This window comes from Paeniglutamicibacter psychrophenolicus, assembly GCF_030812255.1.
In the GTDB taxonomy this organism is placed as follows: domain Bacteria; phylum Actinomycetota; class Actinomycetes; order Actinomycetales; family Micrococcaceae; genus Paeniglutamicibacter; species Paeniglutamicibacter psychrophenolicus_A.
The window spans coordinates 62,254-82,006 of record NZ_JAUSSH010000011.1 but is presented as its reverse complement, the minus strand read 5'-3'; the positions used below and the strand labels follow the sequence as shown (position 1 = coordinate 82,006).

The 19,753-nt window shown below is 59.8% G+C and carries 16 protein-coding genes; 7 read left to right on the top strand and 9 right to left on the bottom strand.

What is annotated here, in order from left to right:
* Positions 1–2,455 precede the first annotated feature (2,455 nt).
* Positions 2,456–2,785, top strand: coding sequence for a dihydrofolate reductase family protein (locus J2T21_RS14755; protein WP_307582250.1), 330 nt, complete (start codon positions 2,456–2,458; stop codon positions 2,783–2,785).
* A gap of 992 nt (positions 2,786–3,777) precedes the next feature.
* On the opposite strand, the gene J2T21_RS14750 is transcribed toward J2T21_RS14755, so the two are convergent.
* The 9 genes from J2T21_RS14750 to rpmH all read right to left on the bottom strand — a co-directional run bounded on the left by J2T21_RS14750 (position 3,778) and on the right by rpmH (position 11,408).
* The gene (locus J2T21_RS14750; protein WP_307582249.1) at positions 3,778–4,005 is read right to left on the bottom strand and encodes a hypothetical protein; all 228 of its coding nucleotides are present in this window, start codon (positions 4,003–4,005) and stop codon (positions 3,778–3,780) included.
* Between the two features lie 1,585 nt (positions 4,006–5,590).
* Entirely contained in the window at positions 5,591–6,802 is a 1,212-nt protein-coding gene (locus J2T21_RS14745; protein ID WP_307582247.1) for a ParB/RepB/Spo0J family partition protein, read from the bottom strand.
* 289 nt (positions 6,803–7,091) lie between these two features.
* Entirely contained in the window at positions 7,092–8,024 is a 933-nt protein-coding gene (locus tag J2T21_RS14740; RefSeq protein WP_373457985.1) for a ParA family protein, read from the bottom strand.
* A gap of 260 nt (positions 8,025–8,284) precedes the next feature.
* Positions 8,285–8,926: a 16S rRNA (guanine(527)-N(7))-methyltransferase RsmG gene (gene rsmG, locus J2T21_RS14735; protein WP_307582244.1), complete on the bottom strand. Its 642-nt coding sequence runs from the start codon at positions 8,924–8,926 to the stop codon at positions 8,285–8,287.
* A gap of 25 nt (positions 8,927–8,951) precedes the next feature.
* Entirely contained in the window at positions 8,952–9,500 is a 549-nt protein-coding gene (locus J2T21_RS14730) for a Jag family protein (protein ID WP_307582243.1), read from the bottom strand.
* A 2-nt stretch (positions 9,501–9,502) separates the two neighbouring features.
* Positions 9,503–10,468, bottom strand: a complete 966-nt coding sequence (gene yidC / locus J2T21_RS14725) for a membrane protein insertase YidC (RefSeq protein WP_307582241.1) — start codon at positions 10,466–10,468, stop codon at positions 9,503–9,505.
* A 15-nt stretch (positions 10,469–10,483) separates the two neighbouring features.
* The gene (gene yidD / locus J2T21_RS14720) at positions 10,484–10,843 is read right to left on the bottom strand and encodes a membrane protein insertion efficiency factor YidD (protein ID WP_307582238.1); all 360 of its coding nucleotides are present in this window, start codon (positions 10,841–10,843) and stop codon (positions 10,484–10,486) included.
* Positions 10,827–11,195 carry a ribonuclease P protein component gene (rnpA, locus tag J2T21_RS14715; protein ID WP_307582236.1) on the bottom strand — a complete coding sequence of 123 codons (369 nt, stop codon included), beginning with the start codon at positions 11,193–11,195 and terminating at the stop codon, positions 10,827–10,829. The genes yidD and rnpA overlap by 17 nt, the downstream gene beginning before the upstream one ends.
* A 75-nt stretch (positions 11,196–11,270) precedes the next feature.
* The gene (gene rpmH, locus J2T21_RS14710; RefSeq protein WP_083411456.1) at positions 11,271–11,408 is read right to left on the bottom strand and encodes a 50S ribosomal protein L34; all 138 of its coding nucleotides are present in this window, start codon (positions 11,406–11,408) and stop codon (positions 11,271–11,273) included.
* Between the two features lie 502 nt (positions 11,409–11,910).
* On the opposite strand from rpmH, the gene dnaA reads away from it, so the two are divergent.
* The 6 genes from dnaA (at position 11,911) to gyrB (ending at position 19,715) form a co-directional block, all read left to right on the top strand.
* A complete protein-coding gene (gene dnaA / locus J2T21_RS14705; RefSeq protein WP_071216208.1) occupies positions 11,911–13,323 on the top strand; it encodes a chromosomal replication initiator protein DnaA in 1,413 nt (470 codons plus the stop codon).
* A 310-nt stretch (positions 13,324–13,633) separates the two neighbouring features.
* Positions 13,634–13,831 (top strand): hypothetical protein, encoded by a 198-nt coding sequence (locus J2T21_RS14700; RefSeq protein WP_307582234.1) that lies wholly within the window; start codon positions 13,634–13,636, stop codon positions 13,829–13,831.
* A gap of 481 nt (positions 13,832–14,312) precedes the next feature.
* Positions 14,313–15,443, top strand: coding sequence for a DNA polymerase III subunit beta (dnaN, locus tag J2T21_RS14695; protein ID WP_071216209.1), 1,131 nt, complete (start codon positions 14,313–14,315; stop codon positions 15,441–15,443).
* Positions 15,444–15,612: 169 nt separating this feature from the next.
* Positions 15,613–16,815: a DNA replication/repair protein RecF gene (gene recF / locus J2T21_RS14690; protein WP_307582233.1), complete on the top strand. Its 1,203-nt coding sequence runs from the start codon at positions 15,613–15,615 to the stop codon at positions 16,813–16,815.
* The gene (locus J2T21_RS14685; protein ID WP_307582231.1) at positions 16,812–17,363 is read left to right on the top strand and encodes a DUF721 domain-containing protein; all 552 of its coding nucleotides are present in this window, start codon (positions 16,812–16,814) and stop codon (positions 17,361–17,363) included. Before recF ends, J2T21_RS14685 begins: the two co-directional genes overlap by 4 nt.
* Positions 17,364–17,621: 258 nt before the next feature.
* On the top strand, positions 17,622–19,715 hold the full coding sequence (gene gyrB / locus J2T21_RS14680) for a DNA topoisomerase (ATP-hydrolyzing) subunit B (RefSeq protein WP_373457962.1): 2,094 nt from the start codon (positions 17,622–17,624) through the stop codon (positions 19,713–19,715).
* Positions 19,716–19,753 lie beyond the last annotated feature (38 nt).

Genomic DNA, 19,753 nt, shown 5'->3' with positions numbered 1-19,753 from the left:
ATAGTCCCCGATCGTCCGAATGGATAGACGGGGCGATCGGCTTCCCCCGTCTTCTCGTTGGTCGGGCGGAGCATGTCGAGTGCCTGGAACTCAGATGTACCCCGTGGCCGAATGCGCTTCAATTTCTGCCCCGCGAAGGCCAGTTCAGGGAAATGGGCATCGGTACAGGTGATCCCTGAGCGGAAACGAGGTGCGAGGTGCGGGAAATCCGGCGGACTCTCACGCCAGTGACCGGCGGGTCCCTAGTCAAGAGAAGTTCTTCGTTGCGTCTGGAAGCCTCACTTCGATTCATGTTTCATCCCCGTCCTGAGTGTTTCGCAATTGGTACGGCACTGACGATCGATTGCTCCAGCGAAGAGATGGAATCCTGAACCGATATATTGGTTCACGCTCGGGATGTCATCCCATCAAGTCCGGTTGAAGTTTGGTCCCACAAACATCCAGCCCGCGGTTCCAACGGCCCGCAACAATGCTTCCTTTGTGGGTGCCACCCGCACTGCCCTTGTCGACACCGCGCCCAAGGCAGGCCTCGTTGCCCCGTCCGAGACTCCACGCGGACACGCCCTTAGTGGTACTTCCGGTGATTCTAAGCTGAGGCATTTGGGAAGGACAGTCATAGTCCTGCCTCGTGCACCCGATTCCATCCACAGCGACGCCGGTTGCCGGTTCACCTCCCTTCATGAACGAGGTCTTCCGGGATCGACGTTCCCTGCACCAATGTTCCGTCATCATCGCGATCTGATTTTTCTCCGACGATCGCGTCTGCTCATTGGTCCTCGCCGACGGCGGCTCGCAGCGCTTCGGCGGGATGCATTCCCTGCCCAGTTAGGTGGGCATAGAGTGCGCCGTGCTTGTCTGTCGTTCTTGGGAGCCGCCCGCGGCGCTCTCGGACGACATCCACGCTGCCTCTCATACATATTGCGAGGGTACGTCAGGGGTAGCCCTAAGCGCCTTCCCATCGGACATTCGCTCCATCGGCTGCGCGAGGCTGGAGAAGACGCCACTGACCGACTTCGGCGGCGTCCTGCAGACTGTACGCGCAGACGGACGGCCTGCAGCGGCTACACGTTGGCAGCCATGTCGACGCGTTCATGGTCCCGAACGTCCACAGCTAAATCTGGCTACAGAGGAGACCTGTTCGGGAATGGAGGGAATCAATGTCTGCCCGTGAAAATCCCTTGTTGAGGATTACTGGACCTCGCACCAATATCGGTGGCCCAAACATCAATGGCCGCGTCTCCCCCAGGTCACCGGTTTCTCGTGTTCAGCTTTCACAACATTGTCCAGATCGACCGAACCGTTTGAGCGAAAAGAATCATGGGTTCCGATCCGCTCACCTCCAACTGACGAACGTCCAGGAACGCGGATTAGCTGCTTCCCCTGGGCGTCTTGCGGGTCTTTACGGCCTGCCGACTTCCAAACATAGTTCTGCACCCACGTCGAAACTATCGAGCGATTTCCGATCTTTTGTCTCTTCTTCGGGAAGGGCTGTTGCCGCGACCGCCCGATGAAATTTCGGACGACGGTGGGTGTGGTCGATTCCCTCCGTCGAAACCCGCTGCACGGCACGAATAGCTGTGCCGCCCTCAATGTGATTCCGCCGCCTGAGCGACGAGGGGCGATTGGTAAGGAGCGCGGCATGGGACACCGTCGCTCTTGTCACGGTTGCGCAGGAACCAGATGGCCGATGACGGCCTGTGATCGGCCGTTGGCAGATCCTCGGGCACGAGGTCGTCGACGAACGGGTGGGTTCCGGTTTGACGGAAGTGGATGCCTGAGTATTCGACGCTTTGGGGACCACCCATTATTGCCGTTGGGGGCCACTGATATTGCCGTTGAGGACTAGTACCTCCCCGCGTGGGAGCCACCGGTCTCCAACGGGTTCCACCTGATTCTGGACGGAGCCGATCATCTAGCCTCACGTGTGCATTCCTACACAGATCCGGATGGCGTGGTGGACGTCCCGGTCCATGACAATCCTCTGCGTGGACACCGGAGCCGGGCCGCCGGTGCCGACCCTTCTGCAGACGCAGTGTGCAGGACATGCAGGGCCCGACGTCGGCGGCGTTCCCTGGGTGCGGGCCGCCTACGGACACGCTTCCCGGCAGGGTCCCGAGCAACGGCTCCGCTATCGCCGGGAGGACGGAGTCCGCCGTGCACTTCCCGTCGTTGGCAGTGCCCTGCAGCCTCTAGGGGCGACCGGTCCTGACAGGACCTGCTTACGACGCGGAACCCACCAGCCTGCCGGCAAAGCGGCTCCCGACAATGCCACTGGTGGCTCCCACGGACAATATTCGGGTTTTCCCCGGTGGTCTCCACGCGCAATATTACTGGTCCCCACGCAGTCAAATATTCATGCCCTCTACATGGGCGTCGGACCTACGACAGTTCCGCCTCGTACTGGTGTCGGTAGGACGGGAACACCGCGTAATCGCTCAACCGTGTTCCGACGTACGTGGCCCCCCGCCAGACACCGATCCTCGCCTGGCACAATTCGACTGTGCTCGGACCAGATGTCCGTGAAGTTGTACATGGACTGCGTGACTGGCACGAAGACGTCCACGTCGTTGGCAGCCCCGATTTCGTGCAGACGCTCTTCACCGAGCAACTCTTCGATCGGTTGACACTCTGGGTGTGTCCCATTCTTCTCGGCAGTCGAAAAGAAGGGGTCCGCCAATGGAGCGGTTCCGAGGAACCTCAAACTCAGCGAACCGGTTGTCGGTTCGCCCAAGGGCGCGGTAGCGCACGGATACCTCCTCGCCAATGGCACATCTGGTGTCGGTGAGATGCCATCCGACGGGCATGAAGGCTAAAGCGCAATTTCGGAAGCCTAGGCTGTGGTCGGGTCGAAGGGCCTTGCATGACGGCTAACAATCAACATTTGTGGGATTCTTTTTCGTCGAGGGAACCAGATTCCCACCTTGCTGATTGATGTTGACGGTCTGCCTTGCCTCCCTGAACCGAACCGATACCAACAGATTCCCTTCGTTGATGGTTCTCGAACTGAATCTCAAGCTTGGGAGCTACAGTCCGTAATCGCACCCCCCACCAATTGGATCGGTTGATTCAGTTTCCATGGGTACGTGACCTGCCAGGAATGTACCTCTGCGTATGGTTCGACCCTTGACGGTTTCATTCGGTCCAGGGTGGTCGCATGCAATCAGTAATAGGTTCCATGCCAACCACAGCGTCCACGAGACTGCGTTTCACGTGAAACATTTGATTTCAGGACCCGACTATCCTCCACGCATTATCATCCGGGATGCCTACGTTGCGGGCACGTCTCCCCTGACGACGCTGGCTGTATGCATGCGTTGAAGTAAGATTCAAGATCCTGGCGCCAATGTACGCCCAGGCCTTCCAGCTTTGCTTGCCCCCGGGCACGGGCGCCTCAGCCGGCCCAAAGAATTTCTTTGCCGGCCCCGTCGTATCGTGCGAACCGACGCCATTGCCAGGTTCCCGGAGATGGCGCCGTTCTTCGAGAGACCCAAATTCAGCCGGAGTTGGATGAGTGAGCCGCATACTCGAGGCAATACGAACTGGCGCCGATCGATGAGTGGACCGGTGATATGCCGTCGCTCTGGGATATTCTCCCGATCCACGATGTCAATCGACCATTGCTGGAACCCGATACACAACCGACGTTGACACAGGATACCTCGGTCAGCTTGCCCGGGCGTATTGGAACCACAGATTCTCTTGGGAGCAGTGGCATGCGACGGTAATCTTGGTTGCCCGTTCAAGTGCGGCTTCACGCGATGACAGGTCGAGAACGCTTTAGCCGCCGTTCGGCACCTTGTGCCCAGGGTGTGTGTCCTCGGCAACGGTGCCGTCGACGGCCACGAGCACCGGGCCGAGGTCCCCATCGATCCCACCACTAAAGATGTACACGCCTGCTGTCTTGGCCTCGCCTATGACGGCATGCGCTTCGCGGACCACCCAGTCGCAGTCCTTCTCGCGGAACGTCATGGCCTCACCGTCGAACGAGACCAGGTACTTGGTCATTCGGCCACTTTCCTTCTCAGGCGCCGTCATGCCTCGTTACTGCCCTGCGAACGATTCTGATGTCCGGCCCGATTCTGGCCCTTGTGCCGGAGCATGGTCCAGGAAAAACGCCGTGGCCGAGGTACAACACCTGCTCGAGTGATACAGCCTGGAAAACGAGCCACCGCACGATCACCCAAAGGTGCATCACCATGCGTCGTCTTGGCATGAACCTGATCGACAGAAAATTTGCAGACAAATCGTGGCCCAGGAGTCCACGCCGGTGACCCGATCTACGCCGATCTGCAGCGATTGGACGGCTGGACGGCTGTCAGAATCTGCTCGCAGTCGGCTAAATGGATGCACCCTCCAAGCAGATCGATGTCCAAAACATGGCTGGGCCAGCACCAGCTCTTGGGAATTTTACGATATCAAGGGTGCGATCCACATCGGATATACCGGAACACCGCGCGGGAGCTAACAATGACGATATTGACGCTAGCAATACTGCCATCTTCCCCAGAAGCCGCGCGTCAAAAGGAATCTGGGTATTCGGCGCTCGGGGAACCACTCACTACTCCCGTTGGTGCCATCGACTTTGCCGTTTGGTGGCCGGCGGCAGCTTGAACGGGGGCGACTGGCTTCCGACACGTCCTGCCATGCTGAACGGCACCGATCTTCTCGCTTCCTTTGCTTCTTCAGATGCCGATCAAGATGCTGTCGTGCACGATCCTGTCGATGGCCACGCCGACGTCGATGCCGGGGCCGGGGGCCTATCTGCTGGAGCAAGTCCTTCCTCAGGTACAGCGGGCAGAGCACCGTCGAGCAGCAGGCGTGCCCCATGGGCTCTGGCAGCACTTGTAGACGCTTCTCGCCCGTGCGCTCCGAGAGCAGCCCATCGATCGCCGGCAGGATGGAAGCCGTATGTGCTTCCGGAAATTCGCAGTGCCCATCGATCCGGCCCGGGCAACGCTTCCGTCTCACGGGCGGGACGGCTCACTGCATCGGCTCGGACATCTACAGACGACAACGTGGCTCCCAGCAAGGCCACCGGTGGTGTCCAAGGCGAATATTTGTGTTTCCGGGGTGGTTCCCCACAAACAAGATCGATGGCTCCCACAGGAGCAAATATCCACGATATCTAAGGTGCCTTGCAGGGATCGCAGGCTATGAAGACCTACCTAGGCTAGCGGTTCCCCAAAAGGACGGGTTCTGGAATCAGTAAGGAGCTTCGAAGTAACCAATCCCATGAGCCCTCAGTGTCTAGAGGACCAGTTCTGGCCAGACATTGGCTTCTTATCCGCCAAGGCCGCTCCCCTGCCCTCTCATGGGCCCTCAGGGGCGTCAGGACGCTGCTGAAGGCCCGCGGGACGGTGAATGTGAACCGAGCCTCGGCCAGACGTCTGTCTGGCCCACATGGGCCAAGGTGACGACCCGTTTGGAGGGAAAGCGCCGGCTACAATCACGTGAGCGCCGCGGCTATCTGGAAACTGGCCGACTAGGATGCAAAATCGATCCAGTCGGCGCCAACGTCAGCTGGATGCCACGTTAAATCAAGATTGCAGTGTTTCACGTGAAACACTGCAATCTAGTTCGAGGGCCACGGCTACTTGGCTTCTGCTTCCGGCGACAAAACCCCCATGATGCGGTTCAGGTCGTCAACGCTGGCGAACTCAATGCTCACTCGACCCTTCCGGGCCCCGAGTGAGATTTTGACATTTGTATCAAGCCGATCAGAAAGTGATGTTGCCAAGAAATCGAGGCGCTCGTGGCGCTGCGTCTGCTTTGGCGCGGCCGCCTTCCGCGGTTTTTGTTGACCATCGCTCATGGCGACGGCTTCCTCCGTGGCACGCACCGACATACCCTCATTGACGATTCGCTGAGCCAACTTTTCAATCTCAACCACATCGGCCAGCCCCAGCAGAGCACGGGCGTGCCCGGCGGAGATGACTCCTACTGCAACTCTGCGCTGCACAAGAGCGGGTAGCTTCATGAGTCGAATGGTGTTGGAGATTTGGGACCTAGAGCGACCGATACGCTCCGACAGTACTTCCTGCGTGCAGGAGAACTCGCTCAGCAGCTGCTGGTAGGCGGCCGCCTCTTCGAGCGGATTGAGCTGCGAACGGTGCAGGTTTTCCAGCAAGGCGTCACGAAGAAGATCATCGTCCTGTGTTTCCCGGACAATCGCTGGAATCGTGGTCAGGCCGGCTGCCTGGGTAGCCCGCCAGCGACGCTCACCCATGACAATCTCATAGGGCTCTTTGTCGTTCTCTCGCGACGGCCGCACGACGATTGGCTGCAGCAGCCCCACCTCGCGAATGGAATGGACCAATTCGTCCATGTGTTCTTCGTCGAAGTAGGAACGGGGCTGCTTGCGGTTTGGGTGGATCTTATCAACGGCGATCTCAGCGAAACTGGCACCAGGCACGTCAACGAGGTTGTTGTCGACAGGTTCAACCACGTCGACTTCCCCTGCTCGACCTGAGGATGCAATGAGGCCCGGCATCTGAGCGCGACGCTTTTTTGCCGCAGCGGACGGAGAAGTTGTGGAGGCAGATTTTTCGGCCGCCACTTCTTCCTCGGTCTTTCCGGGGACAAAGAACATGTCCACGGGACGAGCCTTCTTGGCGCTTGGGGCAGTTCCCGACGCTTTGCGCTTTGGTGCGGTCAGGTCCGCGGTCTTCGCCGAGCTCGCGGTCTTCGTCTTGGATGTTTCACGTGAAACAATCTTAGGCGTTTCGTCCTCAGTCTCAACGACAGGGCTGCTCGAAATCAACGCACCTAGACCTCGTCCTAAACCACGTCGTTTTTCCGACATTGGATGTTACTCCTTTTCGACACCGTTACTACCTTGACCCAAGGCAATTCTACTGGCTGGCCATTGATTGTTAAGGACGCGGCTCACGGGTGTGGCTCGCCCGCCGCTGAGAAGCGATGGTTCTGCCCCTAACCAACCCCAAGGTCAACAGGTATGCCGTGCTAGAAACCGTTTCAGAACGCGGAATCATTAAAACAACCTATTCCGAGAACATTTGGCTAAACAATACTGTGAACCATCACAACACCGGCCACCGATCGAACAACCTGGGTTGCCCGGTTCGGGAAGGCTAGCTGTTGCCTCGCTCCGCAATCTCCGCGGCTGCTTCCAAATACGAAAGGGCACCGGTGGAACTCGAATCGTACGTAATGACGGTCTGCTGGTAACTGGGAGCCTCTGAGATCCGTACGCTTCGTGGAATCACAGCTTGGAGCACCTGGTTCGGGAAGTGTTCACGTACCTCGCTAGCAACCTGTGCGGCGAGGTTCGTCCGTCCGTCGTACATGGTCAGAAGAATCGTCGAAACCGTTAGGTCCGAGTTCAAGTGCTTCTGGATCATCTCGATATTCTTCAGGAGCTGGCTCAGTCCCTCCAGCGCGTAGTACTCACACTGGATTGGAATCAAGACTTCACGCGCTGCCACGAACGCATTGACCGTCAGCAGTCCCAGGCTTGGCGGGCAGTCAATGAAGACATAGTCCAACCGATCCATGCCGTTTGCGTCCCGGTACTGGGCATATTGTTCCAGTGCGCGACGAAGCCGTTGCTCGCGAGCAACCAGGGACACCAACTCAATTTCGGCACCCGCCAGGTGGATCGTTGCTGGCGCGACAGTTAGGTTGTCGATGTTCGGGCAAATGGCAACAACATCAGACAACGGCATGTCATTGATGAGCACATCGTAGATGCTGTCTACGTCCGCATGGTGTTCGATACCCAGCGCAGTCGAGGCATTCCCCTGCGGATCGATATCGATCACCAAGACGTTGAGTCCCGCAATGGCCAAGGCGGCAGCGATGTTCACCGTGGTGGTCGTCTTGCCGACGCCACCCTTCTGATTGCTGACCGTCATGTATCGGGTGGTGTCTGGCTTCGGCAGTTTCCTCCCGCTCAGCTTTTCGCGACGCTTATGCTCGCTGGCAAGCTGGCTAGCCAATGGAGAACTGTCGTCGGTGGTATCGAAAACATTTCGCACTGTCGCAGGTTCCTTCGCCACCACTATGTCCTCCCCATCGGAATCCGTTAACTCCACGGCTTCGCTCTCATCAAGAATCGGCGCCGCGGTAAAAATTGTTTCACGTGAAACAGTTTCAACCTCTAATGAATCAACTACTTTAGGTTGTTCTTGAATGTTTGATGAACCAAAACTAGCGAAAAGCGCTGCAAACGGTGGAATCTTGTTAACGCTACGCTTCAAAACGGTTCTCTCTACTAACTCAACAGGTGGCTTGGAGCCACCTGATACAGCCTATCGCGATTGCGCTAGCCTACGTTGATACGCACCACGGTCGTCGGTTCGCTGAGAATGTCTTCGCCCACCGTCACGACCTCGGTCTTGGTTCCGCCCAGGCGGCGAATCACCTTGGCCGCCTTGTCGACTTCCTCGGCCGCGGAGCGCCCCTTGATGGCCAAGACAGTGCCCTTGCCGTGGAGCAGCGGGATGGTGAGCCCGGCAAGGTTCGTCAAGGCCGAAACCGCGCGAGCAGTGGCGAAATCCGCATTCACGTGCTCCACGACCTGTTCGGCCCGGCCGCGCATCACGGTAACGTTCCCAAGCCCAAGATCCTCAACAACTTCGTGCAACCAGATGCAACGACGTTCCAGCGGCTCGATCAAGGTCAATTCGAGGTCGGCGCGGGCCAGGGCGAAGGTCAGCCCCGGAAGCCCCGCGCCGCTGCCGACGTCGGCAACGTGGGCACCCTCGTCGATCAGGTTGGCAACGACGGCGCAGTTCAAGACATGCCGCGACCACAGCCGTGGGACCTCACGAGGGCCCAGCAGGCCTCGTTCCATGCCGGAGGTGGCCAGGTGCTGAACGTAACGCTCTGCTAGCTCCAGGCGGTCGCCGAAGACGGTACGGGCAGCCTGGCTTTCTTCAGCGGTAAGTTCTACTTCGTTGCTCATAGCGTGTTGTTCCTTGGTTCCTTGCTTAGGAGTCGGCACGTGAAACGACGATGTGGCGGCGAGCGCCTTCGCCCTCGGACTCGCTGTGCATGCCCAACTCCCCCACGCAATCGTGAACGAGCTTGCGTTCGTAGGCGCTCATGGGATCGAGGGCCACTTCGTCGCCGGTGGCTTCGACTTTCGCCACGGCTTCCTCCGCGATGCGCTTGAGCTCGCCGGCACGTCCCTGACGGTACCCGGTGATGTCCAGGACCAAGCGCGAGCGGTTGCCAGTCGCGGTCAAGACTGCCAGTCGCGTGAGCTCCTGCAAGGAGTCCAGGACCTCGCCCTTGGAGCCGATCAGGCGGCGCAGGGAGGCTTCGTCTTCGGGCTCCCCGGCGATTGAGATATAGGTTCGTCCACCACGGACTTCAATGTCGATGTCGCCGTCGAGATCGGCGATGTCCAGCAGTTCCTCGAGGTAATCCGCTGCGATGTCGCCTTCTTCTTCGATGCTGCTGGCAGCATCGAGAACATCGGTTTCTTCCGCCGGAATCGCGGTTTCGATAGCGTCGCTCTGCTCAACGTTGCTCATGGCTACTTTTTCTTCCTGTTCTTGCGCTGGGGCTGGACGCGCTGCACCTTTGGCTCTTCAACGATCGCTTCCGCGGCCTCCGCATCGGCCTTCTTCTGCCCGATGGGGGGAAGGCCCTTGGCGGCGCGGCGCTCATTGAGTTCGCGTTCTGCCTGGGAACCGGGAGTCGGGTTGTTGCGAATGACGTAGTACTGCTGGCCCAAGGTCCAAAGGTTCGTGGCGGTCCAGTAGATCAAGACACCGATCGGGAAGTTGATGCCACCGATACCGAAGACCAACGGAAGGATGTAGAGCATGATTTTCTGCTGCTGCATGAAGGGGCCCTCGAGGGCCTCCTTCGTCATGTTCTTGGACATGATCTGCTTCTGCGTAATGAACTGCGAAGCCGTCATGGCAAGAATCATGATGATGGCAACAATGATCACCGCGGCGCTCGGAGCCCCCGAGTTCAAGGTGTTCAAGAAGGTGTCGGAAAGGCGAGCACCAAAGATGGACGACGCGTCAAAGCTTTTGATGTGTTCTGCAGAAAGAGCGCCAACGGCCGAATTGCTTGCGCTGGCCTTGGAAGCGTTGTTCAAAACCGTAAACAGTGCGAAGAAGAACGGCATCTGCACGAGCATCGGCAGACATGACGACAGCGGGTTCGTTTTGTGCTTCTTGAAGAGCTGACGCTGCTCAGCAATCATGGCCTGCTGCGAAAGCTGGTCCTTCTTGCCCTTGTACTTGGCCTGAAGCTTGCGCAAGTCCGGCTGCAGGGCCTGCATGGCGCGCTGTGCCTTGATCTGCTTGACGAAGACCGGGATCAAGGCCGTACGGATCAAGAGCACCAGGAAGATGATGGACAGCGCCCACGTCCACCCCGAATTGGGATCGAGTCCTATGAACGTGAACAATTCGTGGAAGGCCCAGAGGATCCACGAAACTACATACCGAAACGGGCTCAGCAGCAGGTCAAAGAAATTTGTCATTACCGGTCATGCTCCTCAGGCCGCATCTGCGGCGTCTTCGTCGGCGGGAATCGGAGGATGATTCATCACCATGATCTTGGGGGTCTTGCCTTCTGGCCAAATTCGCCGGCCTTCGGGAACGTAATCGATCCCGCCATGGCTAAAAGGATTACATCTTAAGACGCGCCAGACGGTTAATCCGATGCCTTTGATGGTGCCATGTACTGTGACTGCTTCAAGGCCGTAAGCCGAACAGCTGGGAAAGTAACGACAGACGTCGCCGTAGACAGGCGAAATGATCTTGCGATAGACCATGAGAAACCCGATGATGAGATTTCTCGGGATATCTATAAGGAACCAGACGAGCCCGGTTCTGGGCCTACGATCCTTTTTCATGCTTAGCACCCGCCTTACGGACAACCGAATCAAGCCCGGAACGGACTTGCTGGCCCAGCTCGTCCCATTCGATGTCGGCGGAACCAGGCAAAGCCCGGAGCACGACGTCGAGGCCGATGGCTTCCGCAGCGAACTGCTGTGCCAGCGCACGCATTCTTCGCTTGACGAGATTGCGGTGCACGGCATTGCCAACGGCCTTGGAAACGATGAAACCAAAACGGTTATCGCCCTGGGGTTCTTCAGAGCGAACCCGTGCATATAGCACTACGTTCCGGCGCCCAGTGCGGGCGCCGGAACGTACAGTGGCTGTAAAGTCCTGCGAAAGGCGCAGTCGTTGATTCTTTGGCAACACGACGTCACGCGTCGAGTCTGAAAAACAAAGAACCCACGAAAACCTGCGCTATTTCAGGACAGTAGTGCTTAATGGTTATGCAGAAAGTTCGACGCGACCCTTGGCGCGGCGGGTTGCCAAAATGGCACGGCCTGCACGGGTACGCATACGAAGTCGGAAACCGTGCTTCTTGGCACGACGACGGTTATTCGGCTGAAAAGTCCGCTTGCTCACGGTAGTAACTCCAAGACGATCATGTGATGCGCCTTGCCCGTTGCTAATAAGTAGGGAAGAACAGGCCGACGCTCGTATTCAGGTGGCCCTTGTGGACTGCTTCCGCGCATTCGACAATCCGAAGACTTTCAAAGGCACCTCACAGTGCCAAAAGTGCACACATAGGACTACACAACGATAGGGGTGCAAGTGAAGGTACGTCAAATTGAGCCCATTCACGCTCCACCCATGCCCTGTGAACTATGTGATCTTGGTTGTGGATACCGCGGTGGATAAACGTTCAAAAACCTCGAATATCGGCTCTGACGCCCTTGTCCCAGATCTCAAGTTTTACTTGCAACCACGCAGATTTGCAAGCCCCTGGGAGATATCCACCTCAAGTTATCCACCGACTGTGCATAACGCTGTGGATGACCGCTAGAATCATCTGGTTGGGGTTCGGCTGTTGAGGGCCCCATTCGTCGCCCGCTTGGTCGATGTAACAGAACGAAGGGGCCTAATTGTGAGCACGGACGAGACCAATAGTGTCGGCAGTGCCTGGCGCCAGGTAGTTCGACATATCGAACAAGACGACCGTGTAACGCCCATGCAGCGTGCCTTCGCTGCCCTCGCCCAGCCCCAGGGGCTGATCGGAACGACGCTCTTGCTGGCAGTCCCCAACGAGTTGACCCGTGATGTTCTCCAAACCCAGCTCAAGGATCCCCTTGAACAGTCGTTGAAGCTCGTCTTCCAATCGGACATCCGGTGTGCTTTCAGCATCGACTCCGATTTGCTCCCGGAAGAAGCGCCAGCTCCCCCGGTTGAATTGCCGCCGGTTCCAAAAGCACGGATCAGCGATGTCCTCCCGCAGCCGTCGCCGCCGTCGAATTCCCAGGAGTTCGGCCGCCTGAACCCCAAGTACATTTTCGATACTTTCGTGATCGGCTCTTCCAACCGTTTCGCCCATGCCGCAGCGGTGGCAGTCGCTGAAGCCCCGGCCAAGGCCTACAATCCGTTGTTCATCTATGGCGACTCCGGCTTGGGCAAGACCCACCTGCTTCACGCCATTGGCCACTACGCCCGCCACCTCTACAACGGGATCCGGGTCCGCTACGTAAATTCCGAGGAATTCACGAACGACTTCATCAACTCCATTCGTGACGACGAGGGCGCGAGCTTCAAGCAGACCTATCGGAACGTAGACATCCTGCTCATCGACGACATCCAGTTCTTGGCCAACAAAGATGCCACCCAGGAAGAGTTCTTTCACACCTTCAACGCCCTGCATAACCACAACAAGCAGGTTGTCATCACCTCGGACCTCCCGCCCAAGCAGCTGTCGGGGTTCGAAGACCGCATGCGCTCCCGATTTGAATGGGGCCTGCTCACTGATATCCAGCCTCCGGAGCTTGAAACCCGCATTGCCATTCTGCGCAAGAAGGCCACTGCGGAGAATCTGTCCGCTCCCGACGAGGTCATGGAGTACATAGCTTCAAAGATCTCCACGAATATCCGTGAGCTCGAGGGGGCGTTGATCCGGGTAACTGCATTTGCCTCGCTCAACAACCAAACCGTGGACATGAGCTTGGCCGAGACGGTCCTGAAGGACTTGATCACCGACGAAGGCGCCCAGGAAATCACGCCGGCGACCATTGTTGCCCAGACTGCCGAGTACTTTAATCTCACGATTGAAGAGCTCACCAGCAAATCCAGGACCCGGACCTTGGTGACCGCACGGCAAATCGCCATGTACCTCCTGCGTGAGCTGACCGATATGTCGCTGCCAAAGATTGGCCAGGAACTTGGCGGCCGCGACCACACCACCGTGATTCATGCCGATCGCAAGATTCGTGAACTCATGGCGGAACGTCGGGCCATTTTCAACCAGGTGACCGAGTTGACCAACCGAATCAAGCAGCGTCAGCGCGAAGGCTGAGAATCCCAGAAATCCGATAACCACAGGTGTGGATAAACCTGTGGATGATTAAGTGGACGACCGCGATCTTCTGCGGATAACTCCATGGTCTCCTGTGGATCCCTTAATCCACGCGGAAAGTTGTCCACCGGGGCGTGACACTCAGTGTCACGCCCAGTCACATGTTGTGCACATGCATAATCGGTGCGTTCTCGCGGTCGTGGACGGTTATCCACAGTATCCACAGGGGTTATTAACACTACTAACCCCTTTCTTCCTATTCATCCAGATAACAAGTCCCCTTTTGCCGCGAGCTGCCAAGATCGACCGAATGACCCCGAATACGGGCATTCGCCCTGGAGCGTTCCTCGCGAAAACCAAGGTTCATTTCCAACTAAAAAATGGTTCACACCCCAACCCTTGGTTCGATGCGGTTCCTCTCCGGTTGCAGCTGCTTTTCACTTTTGATCGCAGGGACCTTCTTGCGGCCTTCTCCACCCCGGCCTTCCGGAAGGTGTCCAAGAACTGAACTCCCGGAAATGACTCGCTTGCCGCTTCCCGGTCCGTTCGGATCCCCTGAATGACCAAATGTCCTTTGTCCGGTCCCGGGCCCGACAACGCTCGCCCTCAAGTACCGCTGCGTCTCAGTTGGAAACAGCGAGAGCGGTTTCGTGGAAAAAACGCATCTTGCCGACCGGTCCTAGAAAGACCTTGTCTCTGGATTGGAAACGTTCACCTCCAAACCGATCCATGGCAACGCACGGTCTTGGGAATTCAGCGTTCCCACCATGCTGCCCGGGAACAACCGCCAGGGTGCTTGCTCATTGATCACCAAAAACCGGTATGCTCGAAGGCTGTGCCGTAGTTCTGCCAACCAACGCAGTCGGTTCACCAAGCAAGCTTGCAAACTCATCTCGTGCCCGAAACCAGTTCCGGGTCTCGATTTTCAGGACGCTAAGCTTGCTTCAAGTCATGTACTGTCGACTTCGTCGTGAAAGGCGGAACACTTCGTGAAGTTCAGCGTTGAAAAGGATGTATTGGCCGAAGCCGTATCCTGGACCGCCCGTTCACTTTCCCAACGGCCGCCTTCCCCGGTGCTCTCAGGCATCCTGATCACGGCAACAGGCGGCACCGTTTCCCTGGCCGGCTTCGACTACGAAATCTCCGCCCACCTCGAAATTGCCGCTGATGTCGCTGCCGAGGGAACGATCCTGGTTTCCGGCAAGTTGCTGGCCGAAATTTGCCGCAGCCTCCCGAACGCCACCGCGGTCATTGAGACCGACGGCACCAAGGTCACACTCACCTGCGGGCGAAGCCGATTCCACCTGGCCACGATGCCGGTGGCCGAATACCCGGAACTTCCAACGCTTCCCGAGGTGACCGGCGTTGTCGATGGCGAGGCCTTCGCCCACGCAATCAACCAGGTCATCGTCGCTGCCTCCAAGGACGACACCTTGCCGATCCTGACCGGCGTCAAGATGGAAATCGAAGACGACCTGATCACCTTCCTGGCCACTGACCGTTACCGTCTGGCCATGCGCGAGGTCCACTGGAAGCCGTCCCAGTCCGGGATCTCAACTTCCGCACTGGTCAAGGCCAAGACCCTGAACGAGGTCGCCAAGACCCTGGGTTCGGCCGGCGAATTGAAGATCGCGCTGGGCGAAGGCAACGAACTCATTGGTTTCGAAAGCGGAAACCGCCGCACCACCTCGTTGCTTGTCGACGGTGACTACCCCAAGATCCGTTCGCTGTTTCCCGAGAACACGCCGATCCATGCCACGGTGCGGACCTCCGACCTCATGGAAGCGGTCCGCCGCGTGGCGGTTGTTGCCGAACGCAACACCCCGGTGCGGCTCTCCTTCACCGGCGGCCAGCTCTCACTTGACGCCGGTACCGGCGAAGACGCCCAAGCCGAGGAATCCATCGAGGCGCAGATCGACGGCGAGGAAATCACCGTCGCGTTCAACCCCGCGTACCTGAGCGAGGGCTTGAACGCCTTCGACAGCGAATTCGTGCGCTTCTCCTTCACCAGCGCCCCCAAGCCGGCCATGATGACCGCCCAGTCTTCTCTGGACGGACAGGACAGCGACCAGTACCGGTACCTGGTCATGCCGGTGCGCCTACCAAACTTGCCCAATTAGGTTGCCTGCGGGGGAAAACACGGTTTTCTTTCCTGCCGCAACCTCGTGTTCGGCCGCTCCACGTTCGCTCCAAACGGAGCGGCCGAACACAACTTTTCTTGGCGGTTTCCACCAAGCCTTTGTCATCCGATCGACGGCATCCCGCCCGATCCCATTGCAGGACGTTTAGGTGTATATCTCACATGTCTCTCTCACCGACTTCCGCTCCTATGCGCAAGCCGATGTCGAGCTGGGACCTGGCACCAACGTACTTGTAGGGTCCAACGGTGTCGGCAAGACCAACATCGTCGAAGCCATTGGCTACCTTGCAACGCTTTCGTCCCACCGGGTCACCAATGACGCACCGCTGCTGCGTTTCGGCACCGACCGGGCGCTGGTCCGGGCGAGGGTCCAGCGCGCCAAGCTGGTGACCACTCTCGAGGTGGAAATCACCGCCGGCAAGGCAAACCGGGCCAGGATCAACCGGGCCAACCCCGTGAGGGCGCGCGACATCCTCGGCATCGTGCGGACAGTGCTCTTCGCCCCGGAAGACCTGGCCCTGGTCAAGGGAGATCCCTCGAACCGGCGCCGTTTCCTGGATGAATTGCTCGTTACCCTGCGGCCGGGAGAGGCAGCCACCCGCGGGGACTACGAGCGCGTTTTGAAACAGCGCAACGCCCTGCTGAAATCGGCACGCGCCGGCGGCAAGCTTTCCACCGCACACGAATCCACGCTCGATGTCTGGGACACCCACCTGGCGCGGGCCGGAGCGCGAGTACTGCGCGGGCGGCTTGAGGTGCTCAGCCTGTTGTCCCCGTACATGGGTGCCGCATACGCGTCGTTGGCCGATGCCAACAAGGAAGCCCATGCGTACTACCAATGCACGGTGATGGCCGATTTCGATGCCGAGGACTCCCCCGCCGATGCCCCGGCCGGCGAGGACGGCACCTCCAGGGTGGCCCCGGCCGTGCTGCTTGACGCAACCACGGAGGAACTCGAGGAAATGTTCCTCGCGGCACTGCTGAACACCCGCGACAAGGAACTCGAGCGCGGCATCACCCTGGTCGGGCCGCATCGCGACGATGTCCTGCTGACCCTGGGCAGCGCCCCGGCCAAGGGATACGCCAGCCACGGAGAGACCTGGTCGCTGGCCCTGGCCCTGCGGCTTGCCGCCTACAAGGTCATGGGCGAGGACGACCCACGCCCCGGCGCCGGACCGATCCTGATCCTGGACGACGTCTTCGCCGAACTCGACGCCACCCGCCGCACCCGGCTGGCCTCCATCGTGGCCGGCGCCGACCAGGTGATCGTCACCGCCGCGGTCGCCTCGGACGTGCCCGAGGAGCTCGGCGGCACCTTCCTGAAGGTCAGCCCGGGAGTGGTGAGCTCGTGAGCGAGGAGAAGGACCCGCATGCCCCCGAGGCGCTGGATGCATCCCGCGCCATCCTCAACCGCATGCGCGAATCCGCCCTCAGCCGCGGCGAGGCCCGGATCGACGCGGCCAAGGCCGCCAAGTTCGAGGAAAATGCCGCGGCACGCAAGGCCAAGCGGCGGGCCAGCGCCGCGCCGGCAAAATACACCGACGGGCGCGACCCCCAGGAAATCGGCAACCTCTTTGGCAAGATCGTCCGCGACCGCGGCTGGAGCGCACCGGTGGCCGTGGGCTCGGTGCTCTCGCGCTGGAGCGAGCTGGTGGGCCCGCAGATTGCCGCGCACTGCAAGCCCGAGTCCTTCGAGGATTCCACCGTGGTGGTGCGCTGCGACTCCACGACCTGGGCCACCCAGATGCGCCTGCTCTCCCACGAACTGCTCAAGCATTTCGACAAGGAACTGGGCCATGGGGTGATCACCGTGATCCGGGTTCTGGGCCCGGCGGCACCCACCTGGCGGCACGGCGGACGCTCGGTCAAGGGCCGCGGTCCGCGGGACACCTACGGTTAGGAAAACCAAAACGCGTAGCTGGCCCACTGGCGCGCTCACAGCGCCCAAACCACATAGCCCCCCACTTGAGGCCGAACCAATCGCTCCTAAGTATGGTTGGCGGCCATTGGCGGCATGTTGCCGCCGGTCAATGTCCGATTGTTTTGGCGATACGCGGTAGAATTGGTACAGGCGTTTTGTCAGTGCGACAAGACGCTGGTTCATGATCGGGCACCTTCGGTGTTCGGCCTTCCACTGTTTGAGGAGTCTGTAGCACCTGTGTCTACCGATAACACCACACCCCAGGAACCAATCGATTCCGTCCAGGTCGACGAATCCCCCGCTGCCCCGCCGGCGGAAGAGCATGTCAACGGGAGGGTGGAACACACCTACGGCGCCCAGGACATCACGGTTCTTGAGGGCCTCGAAGCGGTGCGCAAGCGCCCCGGCATGTACATCGGTTCCACCTCGGCGCGCGGCCTGCACCACCTGGTCTACGAAGTCGTGGACAACTCCGTCGACGAGGCCCTGGCCGGGCACTGCGACCACATCAAGATCGCCCTGCGCGAAGACGGCGGCGTCCGCGTGGAAGACAACGGCCGCGGCATCCCCGTGGACATCCACCCCACCGAGGGCAAGCCCACCGTCGAGGTCGTCATGACCATCCTGCACGCCGGCGGCAAGTTCGGCGGCGGCGGCTACGCGGTCTCCGGCGGCCTGCACGGCGTGGGCATCTCCGTCGTCAACGCCCTCTCCTCTCGCGTGGACACCGAGATCCGCCGCCAGGGCCATGTCTGGCGCATGTCCTTCGCAGACGGCGGCAAGCCCCAGGGCACCCTCATCGAGGGCGAGGCCACCGAGGCCACCGGCACCATCCAGACGTTCTACCCGGACGCCTCGATCTTCGACACCATCGACTTCGACTTCGAGACCCTGCGCGCCCGCTTCCAGCAGATGGCCTTCCTGAACAAGGGCCTGCGCATCACCCTCACCGACGAGCGCGTGCTGGCCGAGGACGGCGACGAGATCGCCACCGACGAAGACGAAGCCAACGACGCCGCACCGAAGCACCGCGTGGTGGACTACCTCTACAAGGACGGGCTGCTGGACTACGTCAAGCACCTGAACTCCTCCAAGAAGGTCGAGCTGGTCCACGAGGACGTCATCGCCTTCGAATCCGAGGACACCTCCAAGGGCATCAGCGTCGAGGTCGCCATGCAGTGGACCAACTCGTACTCCGAGTCGGTGCACACCTACGCCAACACCATCAACACCCATGAGGGCGGCACCCACGAAGAGGGCTTCCGCGCCGCGATGACCTCGCTGATCAACCGCTATGCGCGCGAGAAGACGATCCTGCGCGAAAAGGACGAGAACCTCACCGGCGACGACATCCGCGAGGGCCTGACCGCCGTCATCTCCGTCAAGCTTGCCGAACCGCAGTTCGAGGGCCAGACCAAGACCAAGCTGGGCAACTCGATGGCCAAGGGCTTCGTCCAGGGCGTGGTCAACGACGAGCTCGGCGACTGGCTCGAGCGCAACCCGAACACCGCCCGCGACATCATCCGCAAGGCCCAGCTCGCCTCCCAGGCCCGCCTGGCCGCGCGCAAGGCCCGCGACAACGCGCGCCGGAAGTCCCCGCTGGAATCCTTCGGCATGCCCGGCAAGCTCTCGGACTGCTCCTCGAAGAACCCCGCCGAGTGCGAGGTCTTCATCGTGGAGGGCGACTCCGCAGGCGGCTCGGCCAAGCGCGGACGCAACCCGCACACCCAGGCCATCCTGCCGCTGCGCGGCAAGATCCTGAACGTCGAGCGCGCCCGCCTCGACCGCGCCCTGGGCAACGCGGAGGTCCAGGCCATGATCACCGCGTTCGGCACGGGAATCGGCGAGGAATTCGACATGGCCAAGCTGCGCTACCACAAGATCGTGCTGATGGCCGATGCCGACGTCGACGGCCAGCACATCACCACGCTGCTGCTGACGCTGCTCTTCCGCTTCATGCGCCCGCTGATCGAAAACGGCTACGTGTACCTGGCGATGCCGCCGCTGTACCGCATCAAGTGGTCCAACTCCCCGCACGAATACGTGTACTCGGACAAGGAGCGCGACGACGCGCTGGCCACCGGTGCCGCGAAGGCCAAGCGCCTGCCCAAGGACAACGGCATCCAGCGCTACAAGGGCCTGGGCGAGATGGACTACTCGGAACTCTGGGACACCACCATGGATCCCGAGCACCGCACGCTGCGCCAGATCACCATGGACGACGCCGCCGCAGCCGACCAGATCTTCTCCGTGCTGATGGGCGAGGACGTCGAATCACGTCGAAACTTCATCCAGCAAAACGCCAAGGACGTGCGCTTCCTGGACATCTAGTCCAGCCCCGCCGCCAACACGCGTTTCAGACACAGACT